Annotated in this window: 15 protein-coding genes, 2 tRNA genes, 1 pseudogene, 1 CRISPR repeat array and 1 riboswitch; of the genes and pseudogenes, 8 read left to right on the top strand and 10 right to left on the bottom strand. The window is 44.7% G+C overall.

Features of this window, described 5'->3' with window-relative positions; all coding sequences use genetic code 11:
- Positions 1–229, top strand: a pseudogene (locus tag ACH10T_RS13030) (hypothetical protein); the annotation flags it as partial.
- Between the two features lie 304 nt (positions 230–533).
- Here the strand turns inward: ACH10T_RS13030 and dnaJ are convergent.
- The 4 genes from dnaJ to purB all read right to left on the bottom strand — a co-directional run bounded on the left by dnaJ (position 534) and on the right by purB (position 5904).
- Complete coding sequence (gene dnaJ / locus ACH10T_RS13025; RefSeq protein WP_394809689.1) at positions 534–1640, bottom strand: molecular chaperone DnaJ; 1107 nt, start codon at positions 1638–1640, stop codon at positions 534–536.
- Positions 1641–1789: 149 nt separating this feature from the next.
- Positions 1790–3724 (bottom strand): molecular chaperone DnaK, encoded by a 1935-nt coding sequence (dnaK, locus tag ACH10T_RS13020; RefSeq protein ID WP_394809688.1) that lies wholly within the window; start codon positions 3722–3724, stop codon positions 1790–1792.
- 68 nt (positions 3725–3792) lie between these two features.
- Positions 3793–4386: a nucleotide exchange factor GrpE gene (grpE, locus tag ACH10T_RS13015; RefSeq protein ID WP_394809687.1), complete on the bottom strand. Its 594-nt coding sequence runs from the start codon at positions 4384–4386 to the stop codon at positions 3793–3795.
- A gap of 141 nt (positions 4387–4527) precedes the next feature.
- Positions 4528–5904 (bottom strand): adenylosuccinate lyase, encoded by a 1377-nt coding sequence (gene purB, locus ACH10T_RS13010; RefSeq protein WP_394809686.1) that lies wholly within the window; start codon positions 5902–5904, stop codon positions 4528–4530.
- A 269-nt stretch (positions 5905–6173) separates the two neighbouring features.
- A riboswitch (cyclic di-GMP riboswitch) is annotated at positions 6174–6253 on the top strand.
- A gap of 162 nt (positions 6254–6415) precedes the next feature.
- Between purB and ACH10T_RS13005 the strand changes: the two genes are divergently transcribed.
- Both ACH10T_RS13005 and ACH10T_RS13000 read left to right on the top strand, forming a co-directional pair.
- The gene (locus ACH10T_RS13005) at positions 6416–7237 is read left to right on the top strand and encodes an FxDxF family PEP-CTERM protein (RefSeq protein ID WP_394809685.1); all 822 of its coding nucleotides are present in this window, start codon (positions 6416–6418) and stop codon (positions 7235–7237) included.
- 217 nt (positions 7238–7454) lie between these two features.
- Positions 7455–9656, top strand: coding sequence for a cytochrome-c peroxidase (locus tag ACH10T_RS13000; RefSeq protein WP_394809684.1), 2202 nt, complete (start codon positions 7455–7457; stop codon positions 9654–9656).
- A gap of 70 nt (positions 9657–9726) precedes the next feature.
- Here the strand turns inward: ACH10T_RS13000 and ACH10T_RS12995 are convergent, their stop codons facing one another.
- On the bottom strand, positions 9727–11061 hold the full coding sequence (locus ACH10T_RS12995) for a DUF3422 family protein (RefSeq protein WP_394809683.1): 1335 nt from the start codon (positions 11059–11061) through the stop codon (positions 9727–9729).
- A 173-nt stretch (positions 11062–11234) separates the two neighbouring features.
- Between ACH10T_RS12995 and bioA the strand changes: the two genes are divergently transcribed.
- Both bioA and ACH10T_RS12985 read left to right on the top strand, forming a co-directional pair.
- Positions 11235–12572 (top strand): adenosylmethionine--8-amino-7-oxononanoate transaminase, encoded by a 1338-nt coding sequence (gene bioA / locus ACH10T_RS12990; RefSeq protein ID WP_394809682.1) that lies wholly within the window; start codon positions 11235–11237, stop codon positions 12570–12572.
- A gap of 23 nt (positions 12573–12595) precedes the next feature.
- Complete coding sequence (locus ACH10T_RS12985; protein WP_394809681.1) at positions 12596–13993, top strand: MBL fold metallo-hydrolase RNA specificity domain-containing protein; 1398 nt, start codon at positions 12596–12598, stop codon at positions 13991–13993.
- Between the two features lie 50 nt (positions 13994–14043).
- On the opposite strand, the gene ACH10T_RS12980 is transcribed toward ACH10T_RS12985, so the two are convergent.
- The 5 genes from ACH10T_RS12980 to ACH10T_RS12960 form a co-directional block, all read right to left on the bottom strand.
- Complete coding sequence (locus ACH10T_RS12980; protein ID WP_394809680.1) at positions 14044–16800, bottom strand: EAL domain-containing protein; 2757 nt, start codon at positions 16798–16800, stop codon at positions 14044–14046.
- A gap of 177 nt (positions 16801–16977) precedes the next feature.
- Entirely contained in the window at positions 16978–18408 is a 1431-nt protein-coding gene (locus ACH10T_RS12975) for a hypothetical protein (protein ID WP_394809679.1), read from the bottom strand.
- Positions 18409–18889: 481 nt separating this feature from the next.
- A complete protein-coding gene (locus ACH10T_RS12970) occupies positions 18890–19642 on the bottom strand; it encodes a PEP-CTERM/exosortase system-associated acyltransferase (protein ID WP_394809678.1) in 753 nt (250 codons plus the stop codon).
- 443 nt (positions 19643–20085) lie between these two features.
- Positions 20086–21321 carry a pyridoxal-dependent decarboxylase, exosortase A system-associated gene (locus tag ACH10T_RS12965; protein ID WP_394809677.1) on the bottom strand — a complete coding sequence of 412 codons (1236 nt, stop codon included), beginning with the start codon at positions 21319–21321 and terminating at the stop codon, positions 20086–20088.
- Positions 21318–22904: an acyl-CoA ligase (AMP-forming), exosortase A system-associated gene (locus ACH10T_RS12960; RefSeq protein ID WP_394809676.1), complete on the bottom strand. Its 1587-nt coding sequence runs from the start codon at positions 22902–22904 to the stop codon at positions 21318–21320. The genes ACH10T_RS12965 and ACH10T_RS12960 overlap by 4 nt, the downstream gene beginning before the upstream one ends.
- A 197-nt stretch (positions 22905–23101) precedes the next feature.
- Between ACH10T_RS12960 and gltX the strand changes: the two genes are divergently transcribed.
- The 3 genes from gltX to ACH10T_RS12945 all read left to right on the top strand — a co-directional run bounded on the left by gltX (position 23102) and on the right by ACH10T_RS12945 (position 24740).
- Positions 23102–24493, top strand: coding sequence for a glutamate--tRNA ligase (gltX, locus tag ACH10T_RS12955; RefSeq protein ID WP_394809690.1), 1392 nt, complete (start codon positions 23102–23104; stop codon positions 24491–24493).
- A gap of 53 nt (positions 24494–24546) precedes the next feature.
- Positions 24547–24622, top strand: a tRNA-Ala gene (locus ACH10T_RS12950).
- A gap of 42 nt (positions 24623–24664) precedes the next feature.
- Positions 24665–24740: transfer RNA gene (locus ACH10T_RS12945), tRNA-Glu, on the top strand.
- Between the two features lie 321 nt (positions 24741–25061).
- A CRISPR array of direct repeats spans positions 25062–25420; the repeat unit is 32 nt; unit sequence GTTTCAATCCACGCGCCCACGCGGGGCGCGAC.
- Between the last annotated feature and the right edge of the window lies 1 nt (position 25421).

The raw sequence follows: 25421 nt of genomic DNA, 5'->3' as shown, positions 1-25421 counted from the left end.
AGTAACTCGCCGACAAAAGTTTCTCGAGGAAATGGAGCAAGTAGTTCCTTGTGCAGAGTGGACAAATCGGATCGCACCGCACTATCCGGTAGCGGGTTTGGGACGTAAGCCATTTGCGTTGGAAGCGATACTGCGGATTCATATGTTGAACAATGATTTGGTTATTCAGATCCTTCGATGGAAGAAGCTTTACATGATGTGTCGGTGTTGCTTGAATTTGCAGGACTAGATGCTGGAAAAGAGTCATGCCTGATGAAACGACGATCCTCAAATTTTGTCACCTGCTGGAGAAGTATCACTTGGCACATTACTGAAATGACTGCGCATTTCCGCGCTTAAGCATCTCCTCTGCCGCAATCATTTATGGGATACGCGGCATGCTTTACTTTATGGTCTTGAATCGCGGATCTTGGGTTTGTGGGTAGCATTGACGGTTAATAATTGCTATCTAGCATGATGATCAGAAGCATAAAGAAATATTTTTCTTTGAGAATTACGGATAACTATGCATTGTTATACTCTAGATTTTCTTGTCATTCTGAAAAGAATTCACGCGCTTTATCCATCCAAGACTTAGCACGAGGGCTGTGACGCGGACCATCAGTCAAACTTATTGTCTCCAACTCCTCCAATAATTCTTTCTGGCGCGCTGTCAATTTGACTGGGGTTTCCACAACGACATGACAAAGCAAATCGCCCTTGTCATGGCTCCGCACACCTTTAATTCCTTTACTGCGCAATCGGAAAATCTTACCCGTTTGCGTTTCGAGGGGCACTTTAATTTTGGCATGCCCCTCTAGAGTAGGTACTTCGATTTCTCCACCTAACGCGGCCACAGTATAACTAATCGGTATTTCACAGTGAAGATTATCACCATCACGACGAAAAACAGAGTGTGCTGATAAGTGGATCACTACATACAGATCACCAGGTGGTCCTCCAACCTCGCCCTCACCTGAGATACGAATACGATCACCATCATCGACACCTTCTGGGATCTTCACATTCAGCGTCTTATGCTGCTTCACGCGTCCTATTCCATGACAAGTTAAACAAGGATTCGCGATAATCTTGCCAGCGCCGTGGCACTTTGGACATGCTTGCTGGATGGAAAAGAATCCCTGTTGCATTCTTACCTGCCCATGGCCATTACAAGTAGGACAGGTTTTCGGTGAACTCCCTGGTTTGGAACCACTGCCCTGACAAGGTTCACATTTCTCCATCGTAGGAATGCGAATCTTTGTTTCAGTTCCATGCGCCGCTTGCTCCAGGGAGATCTCCAGGTTATAACGTAAATCAGAGCCACGATGTACATTTGATCGTGCCCCACCGCGCGCGCCCCCAAATATATCTCCGAAAATATCACTAAACGCATCACCGAATCCCTGCGCACCGCCCCCGCCTGCTGCACTGGCATCAACGCCAGCATGGCCGAATTGATCATAGGTGGCGCGTTTATTAGCATCCGTCAATATTTCATAAGCTTCTTTGGCTTCTTTGAACATCTCTTCCGATTTAACATCGCCAGCGTTCCGATCGGGATGATACTTCATTGCCAATTTACGATAGGCTTTTTTGATCGTGCTCTCATCGGCATCACGGGTGACACCGAGCACTTGATAGTAATCGCGCTTACTCATATTGATTTCCTGCTACCGGGATAAAATTTATGCTGCTTTAGTTTTTAAAAATATTTTTAATTTCACATTAAACACCAAAACGCAGAGAACGCAGAAGAATTCGAAAACTTTCTTCCTGCGTCTCTGCGCTTGAGCGATTCTAATAAAATTTATTTCTTGTTTTTAACTTCCTCAAACTCTGCATCGACTACTTCACCTTCCACTGGTTTTTCACCCTGTTTGGATGAAGATCCTGATTCAGGCTGCGCTTGCTGGCCTTGTTGATCGTTTTGCTGATACATCTTTTCAGCCAGTTTGTGCGCCGCTTCGGTCAATGCTTGTGTTTTCGCATCGATATCGTCTTTATTATCAGTTTTGAGCACTTCTTCTGCATCCTTCAATGCGGTCTCAATTTTAGTTTTTTCATCGCCACTCAATTGATCGCCATATTCTTTCAACGATTTTTTAACTGAATGAATGATGGCATCACACTGGTTACGGCTGGAAATCAATTCCAGTGCCTTATGATCCTCCTCGGCATGAGCTTCGGCGTCTTTTACCATGCGTTCGACTTCGTCATCCGACAAACCAGAACTTGCCTGAATTTTGATCTTGTTTTCCTTGCCGGTAGCTTTGTCTTTCGCTGACACGTGCAAAATACCATTCGCATCAATATCGAATGTCACCTCAATTTGTGGCATGCCGCGCGGTGCTGGCGGGATATCACTTAAATTAAATTGCCCCAAGCTTTTATTACCCGACGCCATCTCGCGTTCACCCTGCAACACATGGATAGTTACCGCCGTCTGACTCTCTTCCGCAGTAGAAAATACCTGCTGTGCCTTGGTTGGAATCGTAGTATTTTTCTGGATCAGTTTGGTCATCACACCACCCAATGTTTCAATACCTAAAGACAGCGGCGTCACATCTAACAACAAGACATCTTTCACGTCACCCTGCAACACGCCACCCTGAATGGCTGCGCCAACCGCCACGGCTTCGTCCGGATTAACATCCTTACGCGGTTCTTTGCCAAAAATTTCCTTAACCTTTTCTTGTACTTTGGGCATACGTGTCTGCCCACCAACCAGAATAACATCATCAATGTCTGAAGCGGATAAACCCGCATCCTTAATTGCTGTGCGGCAAGGTCCGGCGGTGCGTTCTATCAGGTCTTCCACCAAACTTTCCAATTTTGCACGGGTTATCTTCACGGCCAAATGTTTGGGTCCCGATGCATCGGCAGTAATATATGGCAAATTAACTTCCGTCTGTTGGCTGGATGACAATTCAATTTTGGTTTTCTCTGCTGCATCCTTCAAACGCTGTAGTGCCAGCATATCCTTCTTCAGATCAATACCGGTTTCTTTCTTGAATTCATCAACTAGGTATTCAATCACACGTAAATCAAAGTCCTCTCCACCGAGGAAAGTATCACCATTGGTAGCTAACACCTCAAATTGATGCTCGCCTTCAATTTCAGCAATTTCAATAATGGAGATATCAAAAGTACCGCCGCCTAAGTCATAGACAGCAATTTTCCGGTCGCCTTCTTTTTTATCCATACCAAAAGCCAATGCTGCAGCTGTCGGTTCATTAATAATACGCTTCACTTCCAAACCGGCAATCCGTCCGGCATCTTTAGTTGCCTGACGTTGCGAATCGTTGAAATAAGCTGGTACCGTAATGACAGCTTCGGTTACTGGTTCACCCAGATAATCTTCGGCTGTTTTCTTCATTTTTATCAATACTTGTGCTGAAACTTCCGGTGGCGCAATTTTCTTACCGCGCACTTCTACCCATGCATCATTGTTATCTGCTTTGATGATGTTGTAAGGAACCATCTTGATGTCTTTTTGCACCATGTCTTCGTCAAAGCGCCGTCCAATCAGACGTTTCACCGCAAACAATGTATTTTTTGGATTGGTAATTGCCTGACGTTTTGCCGAAGCGCCTACCAAAACTTCATTATCTTCCGTATAGGCAACGATAGAAGGTGTTGTCCGAGTACCCTCTAAGTTTTCAATAACTTTTGGTTTTCCGTTTTCCATAACGGATACACAAGAGTTGGTGGTACCCAGATCGATACCGATAATTTTTGCCATGTTAAGATCCTTTTAAAGATTAATTCTGCCTGTCAACTGACCTAAAAGTGGAGATACTGCGGGAAAATTCAAGTATCTTTTGCTTTCGAAACCGACACAAGTGCTGGACGGATAATGCGTTCATGTAACTTGTAGCCTTTTTGCATGACTTGAACCACTGTATTTGGAGCCAATTCAGAATCAACCGTACACATTGCCTGATGTTGATGCGGATCGAACTTCTCCCCTTTGGGATCAATCGACTTAATGCTAAATTTATCAAACACGTTGGTCAGTTGTTTTAGTGTTAATTCCATACCATTTTTATAACTCTCTACGCTTGCATTCTCAATTGCCAGTGCGGCATCAAGGCTATCCATTACCGTCAGCAACTCAGCAGAAAAATTCTCGATCGCATATTTATGCGCATTAGTCACATCACTTTGAGCACGTTTTCGAATATTCTCTGTTTCAGCTTTGGCACGTATCCAAGCATCATGATGTTCGGCTGCCCTGATTTCAGCTTCTTTCAATAAATGTTCAAGGCTGGGTTGCAGGTCTTGGTTTTCTCCGGTTTGAATGGTTGAATCACTGGTTATTCCGGGTATTTTGGTTTCCTCTTTCGCATAGAGTAATTCAGCTGAGTTATCTTCTGGATTATTTGGATTTTCTGGGCTTTGCATCGTACCTCCTAATGACTGTGCAAGCGATATTGGGGCTGCATTTTTAAATTTCAAGTCGATAATTGAAAATTATTCACACACTATGCAAATTGTATGGATTCGGGCGTCAATTCCATGCATTACTCTGGCTGTAATTTTCGATCAATTTTTGATTCTTACGGCCAAAATACATGCTTTACCAATATAATTTCGGGGAGTTAATGCCAGCAGGCGATCTTTCTCTGCTTCAGGAATACTCAGATCAGCAATAAATTGACGTAGCGTTTCTTTGGTAATGCCACTCTTGCCGCGCGTTAACGCTTTCAGTTGCTCGTAAGGGTTAGCAATGCCATAACGCCGCATCACTGTTTGTATCGGTTCAGCCAGAACTTCCCAAGTATTATCCAAATCAGCCAGTAATTGCGCCGGATTGACATCCAGCTTATTGAGCCCTTTATTGCAGGAATCATAAGCCAGCAGGGTATGCCCTAACGCGACGCCCATATTACGCAATACGGTGGAATCGGTTAAGTCCCGCTGCCAACGAGACACTGGTAATTTCTCACTTAAATGACGTAGCAACGCGTTGGCAATACCCAAGTTACCTTCCGAGTTTTCAAAATCGATCGGATTGACTTTGTGCGGCATCGTTGAAGAACCCACTTCATCCGCTTTGGTTCTTTGCTTAAAGTAGCCCAGAGAAATATATCCCCAGATATCGCGATTCAGATCCAATAAAATAGTATTAATCCTTGCATATGCATCGAACAATTCTGCGATCGTATCGTGGGGTTCAATCTGAGTCGTATAAGGATTAAATTCCAGACCCAGCTTTTCAACAAATAATTGTGCAAATTTTTCCCAATCCAGATCTGGATAAGCGGATAAATGTGCATTGTAATTACCGACCGCACCGTTGATCTTGCCTAGTATAGAAACTGCTTCGAGTCGTTTCTTTCCGCGTTGCAGACGATAAACCACATTAGCTATTTCTTTACCTAAGGTCGTCGGTGTGGCTGGCTGACCATGCGTGCGGGCAAGCATCGGAACATCCGCTAATTGATGAGCCAGTTCAATCAATCTATTAATAATATTATCGAGTGCGGGCAACATGACTTGTGCCCGGCTGGATTTGAGCATCAGGCCATGCGATAGGTTATTGATATCCTCAGAAGTACAAGCAAAATGAATAAATTCTGTCACCTTCACAACTTCAATATTATCCGCCAATTTCTGCTTTAGCCAATACTCAACGGCTTTAACATCGTGATTGGTTGTGGCTTCAATGGTTTTAACCGCTTCTCCGTCAGTAACAGAAAAATTTACCACCAAGTTATCCAGCTGCGTGTTGGTTTTGGATGAGAAAGGTGGAACCTCAAAAATCCCTGGCTCGTTACTTAGCGCTTTAATCCATTCCACCTCAACCTGAACACGGAAACGAATCAAAGCAAATTCGCTGAAATAACATCGTAAAGATTCAACTTTGGTGTGATAGCGCCCATCCAGTGGAGACAGTGCTGTGATGTCAGGAAAATGCATAGTGTTTCCAATTCTTATAGAGCTTGGATTTTAGCATGCCTTACTTTGAGCTGAAGTGATATTCAGGCAAGCTCTGCATAACTGTATAGTACAAGCAAAATGAATAAATTCACTTACCTTGATCACCTCGGCATTGCTTACCAGCTTCTGCTAAGCGAGAAACTTTCCACCAAATTATCCAGTTGCGCGTAAGTTTAGTCTGAAAAAGGTGCGGCAATTTGCCGCATTGCAATTCTATCAATATACGATATACAATTTAATTAATAATAAAAAGATAAAGCCACTCTTGTCGCAAGACAAGTTCGGAAAGCCTACAGATCTCCATCAATGAGACAGTTGGGTTGCCTCCCTTGAATGATGGGAGTCTCTGAATCGAGAAGCATCAAATCTATCGACTTCAGATCATCATTCGACCATGAAATATGGGAAGCTACTGTTCATTAACCCAACATATAGCCAACGGTATAGTGTAATTGATTTAGAAATATTCAATCATTATTGGAGATTCCAAATGAAAAAACAATTTGTAAAAATAACAAGTATGCTTACTTCGGCAGCTATCATTTCTATCACCGCACTAAGTACAAGCGTATATGCTGCAGGTGCCGTAGGATTTAAACCTTGGACTGGTGATAATAATGAGCTTAACTTAGGCAGCAGCATTTCTGCCACGGAAACCGGCCTACAAAGCGCATACTCAGATAATCCCTCTCTAAATAATTCTGCTTGGGCGCATACCGGAGATTGGTATACCTTTAAGAATAACAGCCTAACAGATGTTACCGTAACAGTTTCCGGTGATGCCAATTTTGCTCCTGGCCTCACAGCTTGGGCAACCGGAAGCACTGAATTCGATGGCGGCACTGCCGGTTTTGGCGGTGAACTCAGCTCGGCAGGATTTGGCACTCCGCATTCCTTTAATGCAACGGGAGCAATGGGCGATACGGGTACGTTATGGATGGCTAACGGTAATGGAGGCAATGTACTCGAAACTCTAGGTTATGCAGTTGCAGGCCCTTCACACGTCGCGGGCGGATGGGGTGAAAGCATTCTCACCGGCGCAAATGACGTGAGTCTGACCAGCACTTTTGAGAACGGCATCAGTGGCAGCACGGGGGCAAATTCCGTATCGCTGATATTCGATGACCTGGCACCAGGCTGGTATGCCTTGTACATTGGGGGCACTAACAATGCTACTGCCGGCGGGGCATTTGATCTGACTGTTAGCGCAGTACCGGAGCCGGAAACTTACGCTATGCTGCTGGCAGGCTTGGGTCTTGTTGGCTGGCGTCTGAAAAGCCGGGAAAAAGCGTTACCTAGCGTTGCAGTTTAAATAGCCATTATCGTTGTGAAGCAATAGTAGAAACGGGGTGTTTTATAGAATCGCCCCGTTTCTTGCCGGAAACAAATAAATGTTATCTGGCTGTCATTAGGATGCACACGGCATTTATCGTGAGTTACATTCAATAGAATTATCAGCACGTACGCAATAAACGTACAAACGCCACGAAGTTCCCTGACGTACATGCTCGGTAGTAAGGAATATCATCATGCTGAACACTATAAAAAAAATCATAAGCACACTAATCACACTGTGCTGTCTTACTTTTTTTACCGGCTCGCTCTTACAGGCTGACGGTTTCGGACCTATCCCCATGTCACTGAAAGGAGCACCGGTTCCCGGTGTACCCGGCTTGCTGGGTGGTACTGACCCTATCATCATTAACAAAAATAAAGCGATCTTACTGGGCAAAGCCTTATTTTGGGATATCAATGTCGGAAGTGATGGGATAGCGTGCGCCAGCTTCCATTTTCATGCGGGCGCAGATCGGCGCACTAAAAATCAAATTGCACCGATAGGTAGAAATAGTAATTTACCTAGGGATTTTGAACTTGCAAGCGATGGAACTCCACGGGGACCTAATGCAACTCTGAAAAGAAGTGACTTTCCTTTTTATCAAACCGATAATCCTCTTAATCCCACAGGAGTACCGATCTATATCAGCAATGATGTGGTTTCTTCCTCGGGAACCTTTGGTGGTGATTATCGAGATGTCAAATTGGTTACAGCGGCGAATGATCAATGTAATCGTAGTTCCGATCCGGTTTTTCATGTTGGAGCAAAAGGTACCCGCAAAGTTGAACCCCGGAATACTCCAACCGTTATTAATGCCGTTTTCAATTTTCGTAACTTCTGGGATGGCCGCGCCAACAACATTTTTAACGGCAGCAGTCCTTGGGGAGATCGTGATCCAGATGCCGGAGTCTGGGTTAGAAATAATGATGGCACGGTTGCCAAAGAACGTTTAAAACTCATCAATTCCGCTTTGGCTTCCCTAGCTGTCTCCCCTCCTCTAGATGATTTCGAAATGAGTTGTCACGGCCGCACCTTTGCTGATTTGGGTCGTAAACTATTAGATCGTAAACCCCTCGAACATCAACGTGTGCACTGGAACGATAGTGTACTGGGCGGATTGGCGCACAACACACCCAACAATTTGCAAAAAGGTTTAAATACAGATTACTACCAACTGATCATGGAGGCATTCAATCCCAAATATTGGGATTATAACCATACTGGCTTATTTGGTTCTCCGCCAAGCAGCTCTACAACGCATGGACTACCCTATCGACAGGTAGAAGCTAACTTTGCCATGTTCTTTGCACTTGCGACTCAAATGTATCAATCGACCTTGATTTCCGATGATTCCCCCTTTGATCGTAGTACTGTAGATGCACATGGCATACCCATCGACTTAAGTGCATCGGCACAGCGTGGCATGGATATTTTCCGTGATTCACACTGTGCACTTTGCCACATTGGCCCTAATTTTACTTCGTCGGCTGTGGTAACCAATGGTATTTTACAAAAATTAAATCCGCATGCTTTCGGCAATTCGACATTCCGCGTCAGCACCACCACTGTAGTGACCAATCGATCGTTAACTGGCGGCATGATGTTTCAAGATACTGGTTTTTCCGGTACCGGTGTCACCCCGGTAGAAAATGATATTGGTTTGGGTGGTATCGATCCCTTCGGCAATCCATTATCGTTCTCTGATCAATATTTACAGCTTCTCGCAGGTAATGATTCTGGGGTGGTAGATCCTTATGTTGCAGACGTAAGACCTTGTGATCTGGATATGTCGATTGCAATTGATAGTGATAACCCGCATGTATTATTTTTCACACGCGTAGACGGGATACAAATACAAAAACAAAATACTGTAAATTGTTTTAATCCGGCAGGCATATTTATTCCAACGACTAATACTGCATTAGCAGAATTAGAAAAACCCAATAGAAGAAGGTTTTTGAGCGCAGCCAACGGCTCATACAAAATTCCCACTTTAAGAAATATCGACTTAACCGGACCTTACATGCATAACGGTGGCATGGCAGCATTGGACGAAGTATTGGCGTTTTATACACGAGGCGGTAATTTTTCAACACCACCGAAAGAATTTGCCAAAATTTTCGCTTTGGTTGACTTGCGGCTCTCGCCACAAAAACGTACCGACTTACTCAATTTTCTAAAAAGTTTAACCGATGACCGAGTGCGCTATGAGAAAGCGCCGTTTGACCATCCGGAAATACGAGTGCCGCACGGTCATGTTAGAGACAATTCATCAATTACCAAGCAAAACCCCATGAATGCGGGACTTGCAGCTGACCAGTTTTTGTTTATTCCAGCTGTCGGTGCTGAGGGAAGAACAAAGCCATTACAGCCATTTGATCGTTTTTTACAATAATATAATTAACAGTGAATTAAGAAAACGCTGAATTCTTGCTCGCCAAATTATTCAGCGTTTCTTTAAGTTGCTAAGGTAGCTTAAGAAATCTATCGTGAATGCGGCGTGTGGTGCGCCAGACCAGCCACACGACCACAGGAATCATCAATCCGGTTAGCAGCTCAGGCTGTATCGGTAAGCCGATCGCTTTACCTGCTTTAGCCAGATACAACAGCAAACTAACCACATAATACGAAATTGCTGCAATCGACAAGCCTTCCACTGTACTTTGTAACCGCAGTTGTAATTCTTGACCGCGAGTCAGTTTTTCCAGTAATTGCTGATTTTGTGTTTCGGTCAGAATATCGACTCGCGTACGTAGCAAGGCGCTCGCTCGAGAGACACGCGCAGAAAGATAGCTCATTCGTTGCGCAGTCGCTTCAACTGTCGCAATAGCTGGGGAAAGCCGCCGCTGCATAAACTCACCAATGGTCTGAGTGCCTGGTATAGCTTTTTCTCTGAGCTCGCCGATACGTTGCGTTACCAGCTTATTGTAAGCTTGTGTCGCTGCAAAACGGTAGGCATGTGCAACTGTAGCGTGCTCGATGCGCGTAGCTAATGAAATAAGCGTATCAAGTAATTCTTGATCAGAAGCGGCTTTATTTTCGAGTTGTGCGGTAATATCAGCCAACTGCTGCTCCGCTTTAGTCAATTCAGGGATAAGTTGTTTAGCTACTGGCAGACCTTTTAACGCCATGAGCCGGTAAGTTTCAATTTCAAGCAGGCGTTGCGAAACACGCCCTGCCCGCGTCTCTGATGCATTCAGTGGCATAATCACCAGCATGCGTTCAAAACCGCTAGGACGCAACATAAAATCCGTCACCGCAAGCGAGTGTTCATCTCGACCGATGAGAGATGCCACCACTGGATTCTCTCCAAACCACCTGCGTGCCTGAATGAGCAGTTCATCGGATTCGTTCAGATCGCCATACACCATGGCCAATTTGATAGCAGCGAAAGTCCGTCCAGGAATTTCAGCCAACCACCCCTGGGGTAAGGTCAAGTAAGAAAGTAATTCAGGATCTGTCGCACCCAGTTGAGCCACTTCAGGTAAATGTTGCACAAGCGAATAACGCGTAAATTCGCTATGACGTTCCCATCTCAAGGTATAGCCCTGCAACCGCAAGCGTAGAAAGTTATTCTGCAATTGTTCAAGCGTCAGCGTCTTTTGGCCGGGAATACGGCGCAAGTGCTCACACTCTTGCTCGCGTGTTATACCATCATTGATGACCACAACATAAATCACCAGTGCAGGTAATCGAATCCGCTGACTCGGACGCGCATGCACTTCATTGTGTAATGAAATTCGTTGCGGATCATCGTCAGGCAGCAAGCCGGATGAATGAATGTCAATGTTTGGATGCATACGCATAGAAGAATAAGCAATTTTTTGGCAAACCTGAATGTACCAAGGATCCAGTGCCAGGTCAAAAACACTGAAAAACAGCCACTCATAGTCTACAATGACGGATCGCTCTTGTAGCGTACTGAGGTTGAAAGCAGTCTTCCGAGATTTTCGTGATACGTTTAAAAAATTACATGTCAAATATCAATCACAACATACCTTTATCAGCATCGCAACTACAGCTTAGAAGCCTTGAATCTGTATGGCATCCTTGCACGCAAATGAAGCAACACGAAACCTATCCGCTCGTTCCGATTGTGAGCGGCAAAGGGGTATGGCTTTATGATGCTGCTGGCAAGCGCTATCTTGATGCGATTAGTTCCTGGTGGGTCAATCTATTTGGTCATTCCAATCCTTACATCAACGCGGCAATCCACGATCAGCTTGAGAAAATAGAACATGTCATGCTGGCAGGTTTCACCCATGAACCGGTTGTATTACTATCGGAGCGACTCAAGAAAATAGCACCCGGCACACTCGGGCATTGCTTCTACGCCAGCGACGGAGCCTCGGCGATTGAAATCGCGTTAAAAATGAGTTTTCATTATTGGCTTTTGTGTGGTCAACCGCAGAAAAACAATTTTGTCAGCTTGCAAAATGATTATCATGGCGAAACACTTGGTGCATTATCGGTTACTGATGTGGCAATCTTCCGGGAAACTTATGCACCATTGCTTCGGCCATGCACACATGTTCCTACACCTGACTGGCGTTATGCGGAAATAGGCGAATCCCCGGAAGATTATGCTATCCGCGCTGCCGCCGTGCTGGAACGCTATTTAGCAGAAAATCATGCCCAAACTGCCGCATTCATTCTTGAGCCATTGGTTCAAGGCGCGACCGGCATGGGCATGTATCACCCTGTTTATCTGCAACGTGCCAGAGAAATCTGCACTCAGTACCAGGTGCATTTGATTGCCGATGAAATTGCGGTTGGTTTTGGCCGGACTGGAACGCTATTTGCCTGTAATCAGGCAGACATCACGCCGGATTTTCTATGTCTATCGAAAGGTCTGAGCGGCGGATATTTGCCGTTGTCCGTTGTCATGACTACCGATACAATTTTTCAGGCTTTTTATGATGACAAAACAGCGCATGCATTTTTACACTCTCATTCGCATACCGGCAATGCATTAGCCTGTCGGGCAGCATTAGCCACGCTGGATATTTTTGAACATGATCGTGTCATTGAGACAAACAAGCACAAAGCAGCCTATCTGAATAAAATTGCAGCACCGCTCGCAGATCACCCAAAAATCAGGAATTTACGCAATTGCGGAATGATTTGGGCTTTTGAAGTAGAAACGGATGATCGCGATTTTGCAGCGAATTGTTTTCAGGCAGGTTTAAAGCAGCAAGTAGTACTGCGCCCCTTGGGAAAAACCATTTATTTCATGCCGCCTTATATCATCAGTGAACAGGAAATAGATTTTCTGGTAAATGCCACGCTGCATGTGTTAGACACGGTATGAATCACTGAAAGGAAATTATTGCGATGCAACTTACTTTCTTAGGTGCAGCCGGTGAAGTAACCGGATCCAGTTATCTCATCGAAACCGGAACAGTGCAATTTCTGGTCGATTGCGGCATGTTTCAAGGGGGCCGGGAGGCAGATAGAAAAAACCGTACGGCTTTTAAATTCGATCCTAAAACGATTGATTTTGTATTACTAACCCATGCCCATACCGACCATTCCGGCCTACTGCCGCGGTTAAGCGCATGGGGGTTCAGAGGCCCGGTTTATTGCACAGCAGCAACTGCGGATTTACTTCAGGTCATGCTCAAGGACAGCGCATATATTCAAGAAAAAGAAATTGAGTGGCGCAATAAATCACGTCATCGCAGCCGATCAACGCAGGAGCTTGCGCCGTTATATACCGTCACTCAAGCGGAAGTACTTCTCAAGCAATTAATCCATGTGAATTACGATACAGAAATTAATCCCCACCCATCCGTACGCTGTTGTTTCCGGGATGCTGGCCACATCCTCGGATCATCCATTATTGAGCTATGGATCAAAAAGTATGCTGATTTCAAGAAAATTGTATTCTCGGGCGATTTGGGACAACCTGGTCATCCGATTGTACGCGACCCAACTTTCATCCAACAAGCAGATATTCTGCTGATTGAATCAACCTATGGCAACCGGTTGCATCGAAATATGCCCGATACCTTGGATGAATTGGCTTATGCGATCAACCACACATTGATTCATAAAGGCGGCAATGTGATCATACCCGCCTTCACCGTTGGCCGTACCCAGGATCTGCTGTTTCTGCTGATCGATCTTTATCGCCAAGGCAAACTGGGAGAAATGGATATTTATGTTGATTCACCGATGGCACGGGCAGCGACAGAAATTACACTCAACCATATTGCATTGCTCGACAAAGAAACTTCCGATACGCTGCAGTGGATGAATAAGAATGTGAGAAAACCACAAATACATTTCGTGCAGGATATTGAAGAATCCATGCAGCTTAATCACATGAAACATGGGCTCATCATTATTTCAGCCAGTGGTATGTGCGATGCCGGACGTATCAAACATCATCTCAAATACAATCTTGACAGATCCGAATGCAGCATACTGATTACCGGATTTCAGGCGGAAGGAACTTTGGGAAGACGATTAGTAGACGGCGCCCGGAAAGTCAGAATTTTTGGTGAGGATGTGCGTGTCAAGGCAACCATATATACCATCGGTGGACTCTCGGCGCATGCCGATCAGGCAGATTTAATTAACTGGTTACGCCACTTCCAGAAAATGCCCGAAAATATTTTTGTCGTACATGGTGAATTCAGCAATTCTTCTGCTTTGGTTACCGCGATTCAACAGAAACTCAATTGGACGGCACGCATTCCGGAACAATTATCAGTTGTCACGCTTTAAATCTATAAACTGCCGGTTTCATTGATTCACTGGCAATTATTTGTATTTCGTTACTCAGAATCTGACTTCATGAAAAACGTAGCCGCGGGTGCGGGCTTGCCGATGTAATACCCTTGTGCGTAATCAATATCCATTTCTTCTATCAAAGCAAGTATTTCCGCACTCTCGACAAATTCTGCTGTAATTTTCTTACCAAACCCCCTGGCTACGCTACATAGGGCATTGACCAAAATTAGGTCATCACTGCTTTCAGATAAATTACGTATAAACGAGCCATCAATTTTAACCACATCAACTGGCAATTCCCGTAAATAATAAAAAGAAGAAAAGCCAACACCGAAATCATCCAGTACAAAACCACACCCCAGTTCTCTAATTTCTATCATCAGCGCACGGGCGCCGGGTAAATCTTCTAACGCTGCAGTTTCCGTAATTTCAAACATGACACATGACGGATCCATGTCTTGCGTCAACAATTCTTGTTTCAGGATTGGTAGCAGTTCGGGATCATTAAATGCGTGAGCGGATAAATTGATTGAAAAGCTAACTTTGAACCCGGCTTGATATATTTCAGCGACCTGAGCAATGGCTTTCCGTAATACCATGTGATCAATTGCGTGAATTAACCCGGTATGCTCGGCAGCAGGAATAAAATCTGCTGGCGACAGCACCGAGCCATCTTTTTCCTGCATACGCAACAACACCTCATAGTGAGAAATTTGTTTCGATTTAACATGCATAATCGGTTGCAAATAAAGCACGAAATTATCATGTAAATGGGAATATTCAATCTTCTCTTTCCAGTAAACCAACGTATGCATCCGTTCACGGCTACGGTCTTTGTCTGAAAACAGGTACCAGGCGTTCCGCCCCATCGCCTTTGCTTGATACATGGCAAGATCTGCAGCAGCCAACAAGTCATGAATATTAGCACCGTGCTCAGGGAATAATGCAATACCGATACTGGCTGAAATTTTATGGGTACGATTGCTAATGATTAATTGTGCCATGCCCAGTTGATCCAATACTTTTTTGGCGACTTCTATTGCGCCACTGGCATTAATTTCCGGCAAGATAATGGCAAACTCATCCCCTCCTAAACGACCTGTTATATCATCTGTTCGAATGGTCTGAGCCAACATACCCGCAACCATTTTAAGCAACGAATCACCAGCCTGATGCCCGCTGGTGTCATTAATATATTTAAAGCGATCCAGGTCAAAGAATAGTAAAGCACCTGGATGCTGATAGCGTTCTGCACGGCTTAAAACTTGCTCCAGTTCCTCACTAAAGCGGCGCCGGTTAAACATATTTGTCAAAGGATCATGATCGGCCAGCCAAGCCAGATGGCCCTCAACTCGCTTATATTCGGTAACATCCAATCCCACCGATAAAATCGACGGATCATCCGCAGATTGCCAGGACAGATGCGAGTGTAGCCAAGCTACATGGCGTGTTGTTCCATCTTTGCAGTGGGTAATGGCCTCATGACGTAATTGCATTCTTTGACCGACTTGTATCTCTTTAAAGCGCGGAAGCAGATCTTGCGATTCATACTCCGGAATCAAAGTATTTAGAAAAGATTTACCCAACAACTCACTCTCCGTATAGCGAGTCAACATCTCTCCATACGCATTTAATGAAATGATTCCACCTTCAGAATTCTGTGTCAGAACTATGGCTTGTGCCGTATCCAGCAAATTCCCCACAAAATCTCTTTCTTTACTGAGCGCATTTTTTTGCTCAATCAGCATCGTTGTCCGGGTAGATACTTCTTGCTCTAGTTTTTCCAGTTGGAGTGATAAGGACACGGCGGCTTCAGACAACGTATCTACTTCGTCACTGAAACGCTGTACGCGATCTGCTGAGGTCAGTGCTAGGCGGAATTTTTCAAATTGTCCACTGGCGAGCAGTGGGAGTACAAAAGCGACATCTTTTAGTCTTGCAAGTAGCCGTGTAAAAATCAGGAATAATAGAATCTCAGAAAAAACAAGCCCTAGCAAGCCGATTAATGCAATTTTCCAAATAGAGTCATGAATATTATTTACCGCAGCCGTTACATCGGTAATCACAACCAAATGGGCCTTGCCGGGCTCATACGAATTAAGGGGAAATAATTTTAACTGCTGATATTGATCATTCCAGCGGATCTGAACACCGCTATTGAGCGACGACATATCTGGATAAATCTGCGCAGTCTTATTAAGAATATCCTGATTTCTTTCTTTATTAGTCAGTGCGGGGATATGAACGTTCCAGCGCAAAAAATCAGAATCATCATGAAGCAACAGATTATTCTGTTCTTTAATTAACAAACCAATATCAGCGCCTGCTATCCGTTTGAAGGCCAGAAATACATCGGCCAAAGAAATACCCATGACCACTATGCCCGCTTTTTTCCCTTCTACCAATAACGGTGCCACAATGTATTGTATGCAGCTTTCCCTGCAAAGCAATGGATTGATGGGTCGTTCAGACTGATTAACATTACTTACCCAGGTCGGTAGTAGGTTATTGCCATCAATATTCGTATCTAAACTATCCCAGCTCGAATTCAGTTGATTTGACGTATTATAAAAATGAACAAACTCAACACCGTTATGAAATTGCAGCAATGCCCAGTGTTGATCGAAAGCTTTATTAATAGCCTCTCCATTACTTTTGATCAAGGCATTTTTCATTCCGTCTAAAAACGGGATCATTTCAGCTAACTGGTATAAATTCTGCGAAGTATTCTGAATCAGACTATTGATTTCTCGAGAATGCCGTCTATATTCTACATCCTGCTGATTATCGAAGTTCGCCATTAAACCCAGATAACTAATAAAGCAAAACATTATTACAACGGCCAGCAGTATCAAACTGCTGCCCAGAGAGATTTTCCATCTCAGGCTGCGGAACCTTCGTCCTTTAAGGCTTGGAGTGAGAGGGAGAGGCACCTTTGCTAACTTATTCTCGGAATTATTTTTCATCAGAATTTCTACTTAGAAACGATAAGAAGCCTGGATCGCGTAAAGATCCCAGTGCTGACTCATTGGACCTTCAGTGGCTGGATTGTCTAATCTCGAGAGCCAACCCGTACCATTTACATAATGGTATTCAGCACGCACCATAAATTGTGGCGTAGCATTCCAACGCAAACCCACCGTAATATCCTTAGCAAACCGAGAGTCTTCCAAGCCCTTACGCCGCAGAGGATCTTCTGCAACCCATTGACTTCCATTTCGATCCGATCTATCAGTAAAGAGAGCGTCATACCGTAGCAGACCCACCCATTTCGGGGTAAAGCGGTATTCGCCTTGAAAGTAATAACTTTCACCAAAGAAATCTAGGCCATTCAGCGGCTTAACGTTAAAATCATTATTATACTTAAAGTGACGAATTGCATATTCAGAAGTCAGTGTCCAGCGCTCTGCGTTATATTGAGCTGAGAAATAGACCGGCGAGAACTGTAATGCACCGGCTTGTAATAATGCACCGGGGCCAATTAAGTCACCCAACCTATTACTAGGATCATAGGAGGTATTTAACCATATTCCACTGACACCCAGGCGAAGTCGTTTGTCATTCGTTTCAAAAATTCCTCGACCAATATACGACACATCTCTTTGTAGATGACCCGGTGGCAGCGCTCCAATCAGTGCAAGTTCTGTATCCTTGTCACTCACTATGGGCAAAAAGGCACCGAATTGCGTAGAAACTGTACCCCAGCTGGAAACGGCAGTTTCGCCGTACAACTGCACAGAATCTCCTGAAAGACTAATATTGCGTACCCTATCAAAATAAATCGATTGCGGTAGCATGATGCTAGGGCGTGTGAATGGTACATCACGCGTATCATTATAAAAGCCAAATGGATTTTTCAATCTACCAACGCGTATACCAAACTGATTGGCTTCATGCGAGTATATCCGATAATCCAGGAATCCAAAATCGAGGCGCGGCATACCCGTGTTCCCCTCACCCGCCCTTCGCGACAACACTTGTGCGGATAGTAACAGTCGCGGCAATGGTCGCACGGAAGCATTAAGCCCTGATTCTGTGAGTCCAAAGCTACCGCCTTTATCACTATTCCCAAAAACATCGTTATCTGAGGTTGTAATATAAGCCTGACTGGCGAATCCATGGATCTGCAGATCGGCGGGAAGATCTGTTTTTCGAAACCAGTTTACTGCCGTACTTACCAATCCGGGTTTTTTCTTCGCACTATCTGCTGCGGTAGCTTGTGAAGGCAATTCCGATGTTTGCAGCCAAATAGGTGGTTTGCCAGACTCTGATTGTTTCTGCGACTGATTGGGTTCTTGCGCATGTGCTGAAAAGCACCCGGCAAGAAATAACAAGACCCATCGTCTAGTTATTCTCCGAGTAGCGCCCACAAAAAGGCTATTTAATCTCGAGCACGTTAACATTTTCATTAATATTCGCTCTCCATAAATAACCGATTGCGCCAGGCGTATTAGCGACCTTAGAAACCATCTCTTCAGCTGAATTTACTACGATGGGCGCTTGGCCGGTTCCCGAATAGACTAGCCGATCCCACGTGGATCTTAATTGATAAGGAAATACGTTTAATTTTTCCTTGGAAAAATTTTGATGCAGTTGATCGTCATCAGAAAATACAAAAACTCTAATCTTGGTACCGTTAGACCAGGTCTTCAAATGCATACTGAATATAGAGCGCAGCGAATTGACTGAAAGTACTTTCTCGCTAACTCCTGTATTAGTCACGATTTCATAGTGATCACTTGCCTTGACCTCAGTCTTTATGCCCAGAAGACATATTGCTAGAGCAAAACAAAAATAGACCCTAACCTTCAACAAACAACGCCTTGATAATTGGACTCGTATAGAGAAATGAAATAAACTCAAGAACTGGATTCCTGATTCAATACTATTTCATTGGTTAACATGAACGGGGCTGTATTTGCCGCAATCGGTCACGACTTCCCAAGCATCATGATGTTCTTTATACATTCTAGTTAATACATCATCTACATCTGCATAATAAGGTCGACGAATACCATGATAATTAACGGGGGGGCCAATTGGATTAAAACTCAAACCGTTATAACCAAGCAGTCGATTGAGCGCAGGATCCTTAGCGGATATCCAGTATCTGATATTATGTTTGATTGACATACGCATGACAGCAGCCATTAACATTAAACTTAAGTGTGGTGTAGAACGTCTATCCGAAGCTCGCCGGTTTCTTTCGGCAATACTCCCATCGGTCACCTCTGCTCTAGATTCACGACGTTCTCCTCTACGCCGATCAAACTGTTTCACAACAACAGAACGGGAAATCTCAGCAATGTGCTGACGTGGCAAGGCTTTGATATTACAAAGCGTTGGATCAAGTTGCGTATATAACTCAACTGGAAATAACTTTTCAGGCTGCAACGGGTCAAATAATATTAAACGGACTGAACCAATAAAATCTCCTGATGAGCGAAATCGTAAAAGAATATGAGAAGAATGATTGTCGTAATTGTCTTTTTCCAGTTTATCTGGGTAAAGTGAAGCATCGAGAAAGTCGTGCTCTACACAAAATACCTGATAACGGAGTCGATAAACAATCTCAAGCAATTCATTTGTATTAGCTTCTACAATTTCAAAATACTTCTGAAAATTATCATACATATCACTCATAGAATCACCCAGTTGAGTTATAAGTAGTCGGCTATATCCACATTCAAAAATTATTCAGACTAATTCTTAGTCATTCAATTAAGAATTAGTCATAGTAAATTTGTCTAGTCTATAAAATGAGTAGAAATAGTAAACCGCATTCGCGCAACGTCATAATCGAATAAGCGCGGGAACTACAGTGCATTTTCTATTTTCAATTGCATAAATCAAATACTTTCTCATTCAACAAGTAATATATGTTAATTGCAGCAAGCATTTAAGTATATTTAAAGCGAATATTCAACAGATCTTTTTCATTTAATAGAAGAATTACAATAAAGATGCAAGCCTGTGCACAATAAACAACAGACAGGTGCAGTGCGATGAACTTTGATGTGGTTAACGGTATGGATTAATCTTCCGCTAAAACTAATAAAACAATCCGTTCTGAGTTTGATACGAAGTTAAACCAGCACTTCGATCGGTGTAGGATGACTGAGAAATGCTGTCGGGCTAGCAGTTAAACCATAGGCGCCCGACTGCAATATAACAACCAGATCACCAACCGATGCTTTGGCCATTTGCATTTGATCGGCTAACAGATCCAATGGCGTGCAAAGCGGCCCCACGACCGAAACAACTTCCCTGTCAGCGCCCTGAACTTTATTTCCGATGATGACAGGATAGTTTTTGCGGATTACCTGACCAAAATTACCGGAAGCAGCCAAATGATGATGTAAGCCCCCATCTGTCACGAGAAAGATCTGCCCTCGCGATATCTTCCGTTCCAAAACCCGGCAAACATAAATTCCCGCTTCCGCCACCATATACCGGCCTAATTCAATCGCAATCCGGGCATTAGGCAATTGCCGTTTTACTTGCGGCATCAAGCGCTGCAAATTCTCACCAATGGTAGCAATATTCAATGATTGATCCCCGGGGAAATATGGAACACCAAAGCCACCGCCGATATTAAACAACTGCATGGGCGATGGTGCATGTTCGGCGAGCCGAATACCCAGATTGAAAGTTTTTGTGTGCATCTCCTGAATTGCTGTTGCATTCAAATTCTGTGAGCCGCTGAATATATGAAAACCAACAAAATTTAATCCGAGTACCCCCAGCCGGATCAGCATTTCAGGAACGCGTTCAGCATCTACGCCAAATGGCCGGGGTCCGCCGCCCATTTTCATTCCGTAAGATTTGAGTTCAAAATCCGGATTCACTCGAATGGCTACGTTTGGAACAATACCTAAATATTTTCCCAATTGCGCGACCAATTCCATTTCTCGCTCGGATTCCAGATTGAGAACGATACCGGCAGCGATAGCACTACGCAGTTCATCTTCCTTTTTCCCTGGCCCTGCGAAACTGATTTTCTCAGGCGATAGCGTTGTATCCAATGCAGTTTTCATTTCCCCCGCTGAAGCGACGTCCATTCCATCAACCACCCCCCCCAAATGTTGCACCACCGCAGGCATAGGATTGGCTTTCATCGCGTAATGCAGCAAAATTTCTTCCGGCAAATGCTGCCGCAACAAAGCAATCCGCTCTGTTATTTTTTGCCGGTCATACGCATAGAATGGCGTTGATCCAACTCGTTGTACCAATCGAGTCAGTGCAATACCGCCTATTTGCAGACAATCATCCTGTACGGAAAATTGCACGAGCGGCGCGTGCTCTCGAGGTAAATTGCTCACTGATCAATTCTCGCAAATAGGTGCTGCATTTCCTGGTAAAGTAATTTACGGTCTACTTTGCCATTCGGATTACGCGGCAGGCTCACTTCACGCACTTCAATATGACTCGGCAGCATATAAGCAGGCAAGCGCTGTTTACACGCGGCCAATAAATTATCAGCATCCAGCTGAATATCTTTCCGTGCCGTCACAATTACCACAATCGCCTGCCCCAATATCGGATGCGGAACACCGATGGCGACGGCTTCTGCTACACATTCCGCGGCATAGACGATCTCCTCCACTTCCGTCGGACTGACCCGGTAACCCGAGGTTTTGATCATCTCATCGCGACGCTCAATGAAATATAGAAACCCTTCCTCATCCATCTGCACAGTGTCACCCGACCAAGCGGCAATTTCTGCAAACGATAAACCAGACTGGTACGGTTTAACCGGTTTAAAACACATCGCTGTTTTTTCCATATCATTCCAATAACCCATCGCGACCAAGACACCCCGATGTACCAATTCTCCAGATTCACCCGGCACACAGTGTGATCCATCTTCGCGCAACACCAATACTTCAACATTTGGTATCGCTTTTCCGATAGAATCTGGACGCCGATCTAGCTCCTCCGGTGCCAGATAAGTTGAGCGGAAGGCTTCAGTAAAGCCATACATCAAGAATATTTGTGTAACCGGCAAAGCTTTACGTAATCGTTCCAATGTCGAGCGCGGCATGGCGCCACCTGAACTAGTCATATAACGCAATGAAGACACTTGCCCCCAATCCAACTGAGCCAGTTGAATCCACAGCGGCGGAACCGCCGCAAGGCCAGTGATCTGCTGTTCCTTGACAATATGAATAATGTCACGCGGCAACAGATAATTCATCAAAACATTTGCCGCACCGGCATAAAACGCAGTAGTGAGCTGACTCAATCCATAATCGAAACTCAGCGGCAACACGGTTAGAATCCGGTCATCGTGTTGATTTCCTAAATACTGCGTTACACTTTTTGCACCAGCTACCAGGTTACGATGTGAAAGAATGACTCCCTTTGGTTTGCCGGTACTGCCAGAAGTATAGAGAATCGCCGCCATATCACTATCGATCGTGGGCAATATCGCGCGAGACCAGCTTGCGGCCTGTAACGCTCCCCAACAGACAACAAGAAGGTTGGCAATAACCGGTAGCTGATCTTTAGCATCCACCACAACAACCGTACGCAGATCGTGACAAAGTGTCAAAACGGATTGTAGTAATTTCAAGCGCTCCAGTGAAGTAACCAGTATCCTTACATTACAATCGATCAGAATGTAAGCCACCTGTTCAGATTTTAATACTGGATTCACTGGAACAAATACACCACTCGCCGCAGAGGCAGCAAATAATGCTACCACTGTCTCCAAGCGCTTCTCAAGATAGACGGCGACACGTTCACCACGGCTTAAACCCAGCGCACGCAAACCACCGGACCTTGACTCAATTTCTCCAGCGAGAATGGCATAATCCATTGTTTGATCTTGGTACAACAATGCTTCAGCATCGGGTGTACGGTCAGCCGCTTTAAGAATCAGATCATGAATTAAGTCAGTCATTTATCAAATACATCACTGCATACAGGCAAGGAAATCACCTGGATTAAATTGAAACATTATAATCGGCTTTAGCTTACAAGCTATTATCAACGTGCATCTTAGCAGCAAAAGTCCGGGCAAAAGAAACACTGCTTTGGCAGAATCGCGTACACTATCTATTTTAGATACTTAGCATAACAGTAGACACAACAATTATGATGGTACGTACACGCTTTGCACCCAGCCCGACCGGTTATCTCCACATTGGTGGCGCGCGCACGGCTCTTTTCTCCTGGGCCTATGCACGCAAACATGGTGGCAAATTTATTCTGCGCATTGAAGACACTGATCTGGAACGTTCGACCCAGCAATCGATGCAGGCAATTCTGGATGGCATGGCGTGGTTAGGACTGGATTATGATGAAGGGCCGTTCTATCAGATGCAGCGATTAGCGCGTTATCATGAAATTGCCGAACAATTGTTACAGAATAACCAAGCCTATTATTGCTACGCAACCAAAGAAGAATTGGAAGAAATGCGTGAACAGCAATTGGCTGCCGGCCTAAAACCACGCTACGATGGCCGTTGGCGCGACTCAAAAAAAACGCCGCCCGCCGGTGTCAAACCAGTACTTCGATTCAAAAATCCATCGCAAGGTCATGTCACAATTAATGATCAAATTAAGGGACGCATCACTGTCGCCAATAGTGAATTGGATGATTTAGTGTTGTTACGCGGTGATGGCGTGCCGACTTATAATTTTAGTGTGGTGATTGACGATCTGGATATGAACATCAGCCATGTCATCCGCGGCGATGATCACGTTAACAACACGCCGCGCCAAATCAATATTCTTCAAGCTCTGAATGCGCCGTTACCAGAATACGCGCATGTCCCCATGATATTGGGCGCCAATGGCGAGCGATTATCCAAACGGCATGGCGCTGTTTCTGTTATTCAATACCGTGAAGACGGTTATTTACCGGAAGCCCTATTGAACTATCTGGCACGACTCGGATGGTCGCATGGCGATGAAGAAATATTCAGCCGCGAGCAACTGGTTGAGTGGTTTGACTTATCGGCAATCAGCTGCTCTCCGGCCAAATTCAATCCAGAGAAACTGCATTGGATCAACCAGCAATATCTCAAGAAAACCGATAACGTGCGCTTGGCTGAATTGGTCATTCCTTTCCTGGCAAAAGACGAATGCCCTATTGCCGGTGGTCCCGATTTAGCGCTTATTGTGGATTTACTGAAGGAAAGAGTGAATACCATTGAAGAACTAGCGGATGCAGCGGTTTACTTCTATCGCCCGCTGGAACCCACCGATGAATTGAAAGTGCAACATCTGACCGCAGCAGCGAAACCTATCCTAGCCAGTCTGATAGAAAAATTCAGCCATATAGAATGGACCCGCGAATCAATCCATCATGAAATTAAAACAGCAGCCAAGAATCACGATGTCAAATTACCTAAAATTGCTATGCCATTGAGGGTTATGGTGACCGGTGAAGTGCATACGCCCTCCATTGATGTGGTATTGGAATTGCTTGGTCGTGAAGAAACACTCACCCGCATGAATAGCCGTCTGAGCAGTTTTTCTGATTGATCTTTTCTTTACAATGAATCAAGGCATCAGTATAATCCCCCTTCCTTTGATCAGGGGGTATAGCTCAGCTGGGAGAGCGCTTGCATGGCATGCAAGAGGTCAGCGGTTCGATCCCGCTTATCTCCACCAGTTCATCATTGATAGAACGACGCTATAGCGACATAAAACTTTGTCCCCATCGTCTAGAGGCCTAGGACATCGCCCTTTCACGGCGGTAACACGAGTTCGAATCTCGTTGGGGACGCCAAATAAAACAAAGACTTGAATAAATTTAGATCTTTTTATTTTCTCGATGCGTAATCTGTGCGTAATCTGTGAAAATAAAATTTGCAGATATTTCCGAAGTTGTGGCTGTAGAAATCTCATCACTAGAATGGTTACGCGAATACTTTAATAAACTGTAGCTTCATGGGTTGCTGATAAAGTGAATTAACTCAACCCACCTTAAACATTCCCCACACAAAGATGAAAGTCAAATCAAGGCTGATCAATCACCGCCTCACTTCGCCCTGAAATTGTTCAGAATTGCATCAATGGCAATCAGTTTTTGGCAGCAAAGGCTAACCGCGTTTCAATCCACGCGCCCACGCGGGGCGCGACTTTGTATTTTGAAAGTGTTAATAGCCGCTCCCCCGTTTCAATCCACGCGCCCACGCGGGGCGCGACGCGCTGGTTATGTATCCCGCATAAACAAGGTTGTGTTTCAATCCACGCGCCCACGCGGGGCGCGACCTAGCACTGATACTATTTTGTACCATTTCACCGTTTCAATCCACGCGCCCACGCGGGGCGCGACAATGATCGGCTTTTATCTTGTTCTGGTTTTATGGTTTCAATCCACGCGCCCACGCGGGGCGCGACTTTGACCAATGCGCGGGATTTGGGCATTGCTGAAGTTTCAATCCACGCGCCCACGCGGGGCGCGACG

The sequence above is a fragment of the Nitrosomonas sp. genome, assembly GCF_043753625.1.
Classification (GTDB): Bacteria; Pseudomonadota; Gammaproteobacteria; order Burkholderiales; family Nitrosomonadaceae; genus Nitrosomonas.
This window is presented reverse-complemented; position numbering and strand designations above follow the sequence as displayed.

Excerpts from the sequence above, each read along its gene's own strand:
- dnaJ (WP_394809689.1), bottom strand. The coding sequence starts at position 1,640 with ATGAGTAAGCGCGATTACTATCAAGTGCTCGGTGTCACCCGTGATGCC.
- purB (WP_394809686.1), bottom strand. The coding sequence starts at position 5,904 with ATGCATTTTCCTGACATCACAGCACTGTCTCCACTGGATGGGCGCTAT.
- ACH10T_RS12980 (WP_394809680.1), bottom strand. The coding sequence starts at position 16,800 with ATGGCGAACTTCGATAATCAGCAGGATGTAGAATATAGACGGCATTCT.
- ACH10T_RS12960 (WP_394809676.1), bottom strand. The coding sequence starts at position 22,904 with ATGACTGACTTAATTCATGATCTGATTCTTAAAGCGGCTGACCGTACA.
- ACH10T_RS12995 (WP_394809683.1), bottom strand. The coding sequence starts at position 11,061 with ATGCATCCAAACATTGACATTCATTCATCCGGCTTGCTGCCTGACGAT.
- ACH10T_RS12970 (WP_394809678.1), bottom strand. The coding sequence starts at position 19,642 with ATGAGTGATATGTATGATAATTTTCAGAAGTATTTTGAAATTGTAGAA.
- ACH10T_RS13005 (WP_394809685.1), top strand. The coding sequence starts at position 6,416 with ATGAAAAAACAATTTGTAAAAATAACAAGTATGCTTACTTCGGCAGCT.
- ACH10T_RS12975 (WP_394809679.1), bottom strand. The coding sequence starts at position 18,408 with ATGAAAATGTTAACGTGCTCGAGATTAAATAGCCTTTTTGTGGGCGCT.
- ACH10T_RS12985 (WP_394809681.1), top strand. The coding sequence starts at position 12,596 with ATGCAACTTACTTTCTTAGGTGCAGCCGGTGAAGTAACCGGATCCAGT.
- bioA (WP_394809682.1), top strand. The coding sequence starts at position 11,235 with ATGTCAAATATCAATCACAACATACCTTTATCAGCATCGCAACTACAG.
- ACH10T_RS13000 (WP_394809684.1), top strand. The coding sequence starts at position 7,455 with ATGCTGAACACTATAAAAAAAATCATAAGCACACTAATCACACTGTGC.
- grpE (WP_394809687.1), bottom strand. The coding sequence starts at position 4,386 with ATGCAAAGCCCAGAAAATCCAAATAATCCAGAAGATAACTCAGCTGAA.
- gltX (WP_394809690.1), top strand. The coding sequence starts at position 23,102 with ATGGTACGTACACGCTTTGCACCCAGCCCGACCGGTTATCTCCACATT.
- dnaK (WP_394809688.1), bottom strand. The coding sequence starts at position 3,724 with ATGGCAAAAATTATCGGTATCGATCTGGGTACCACCAACTCTTGTGTA.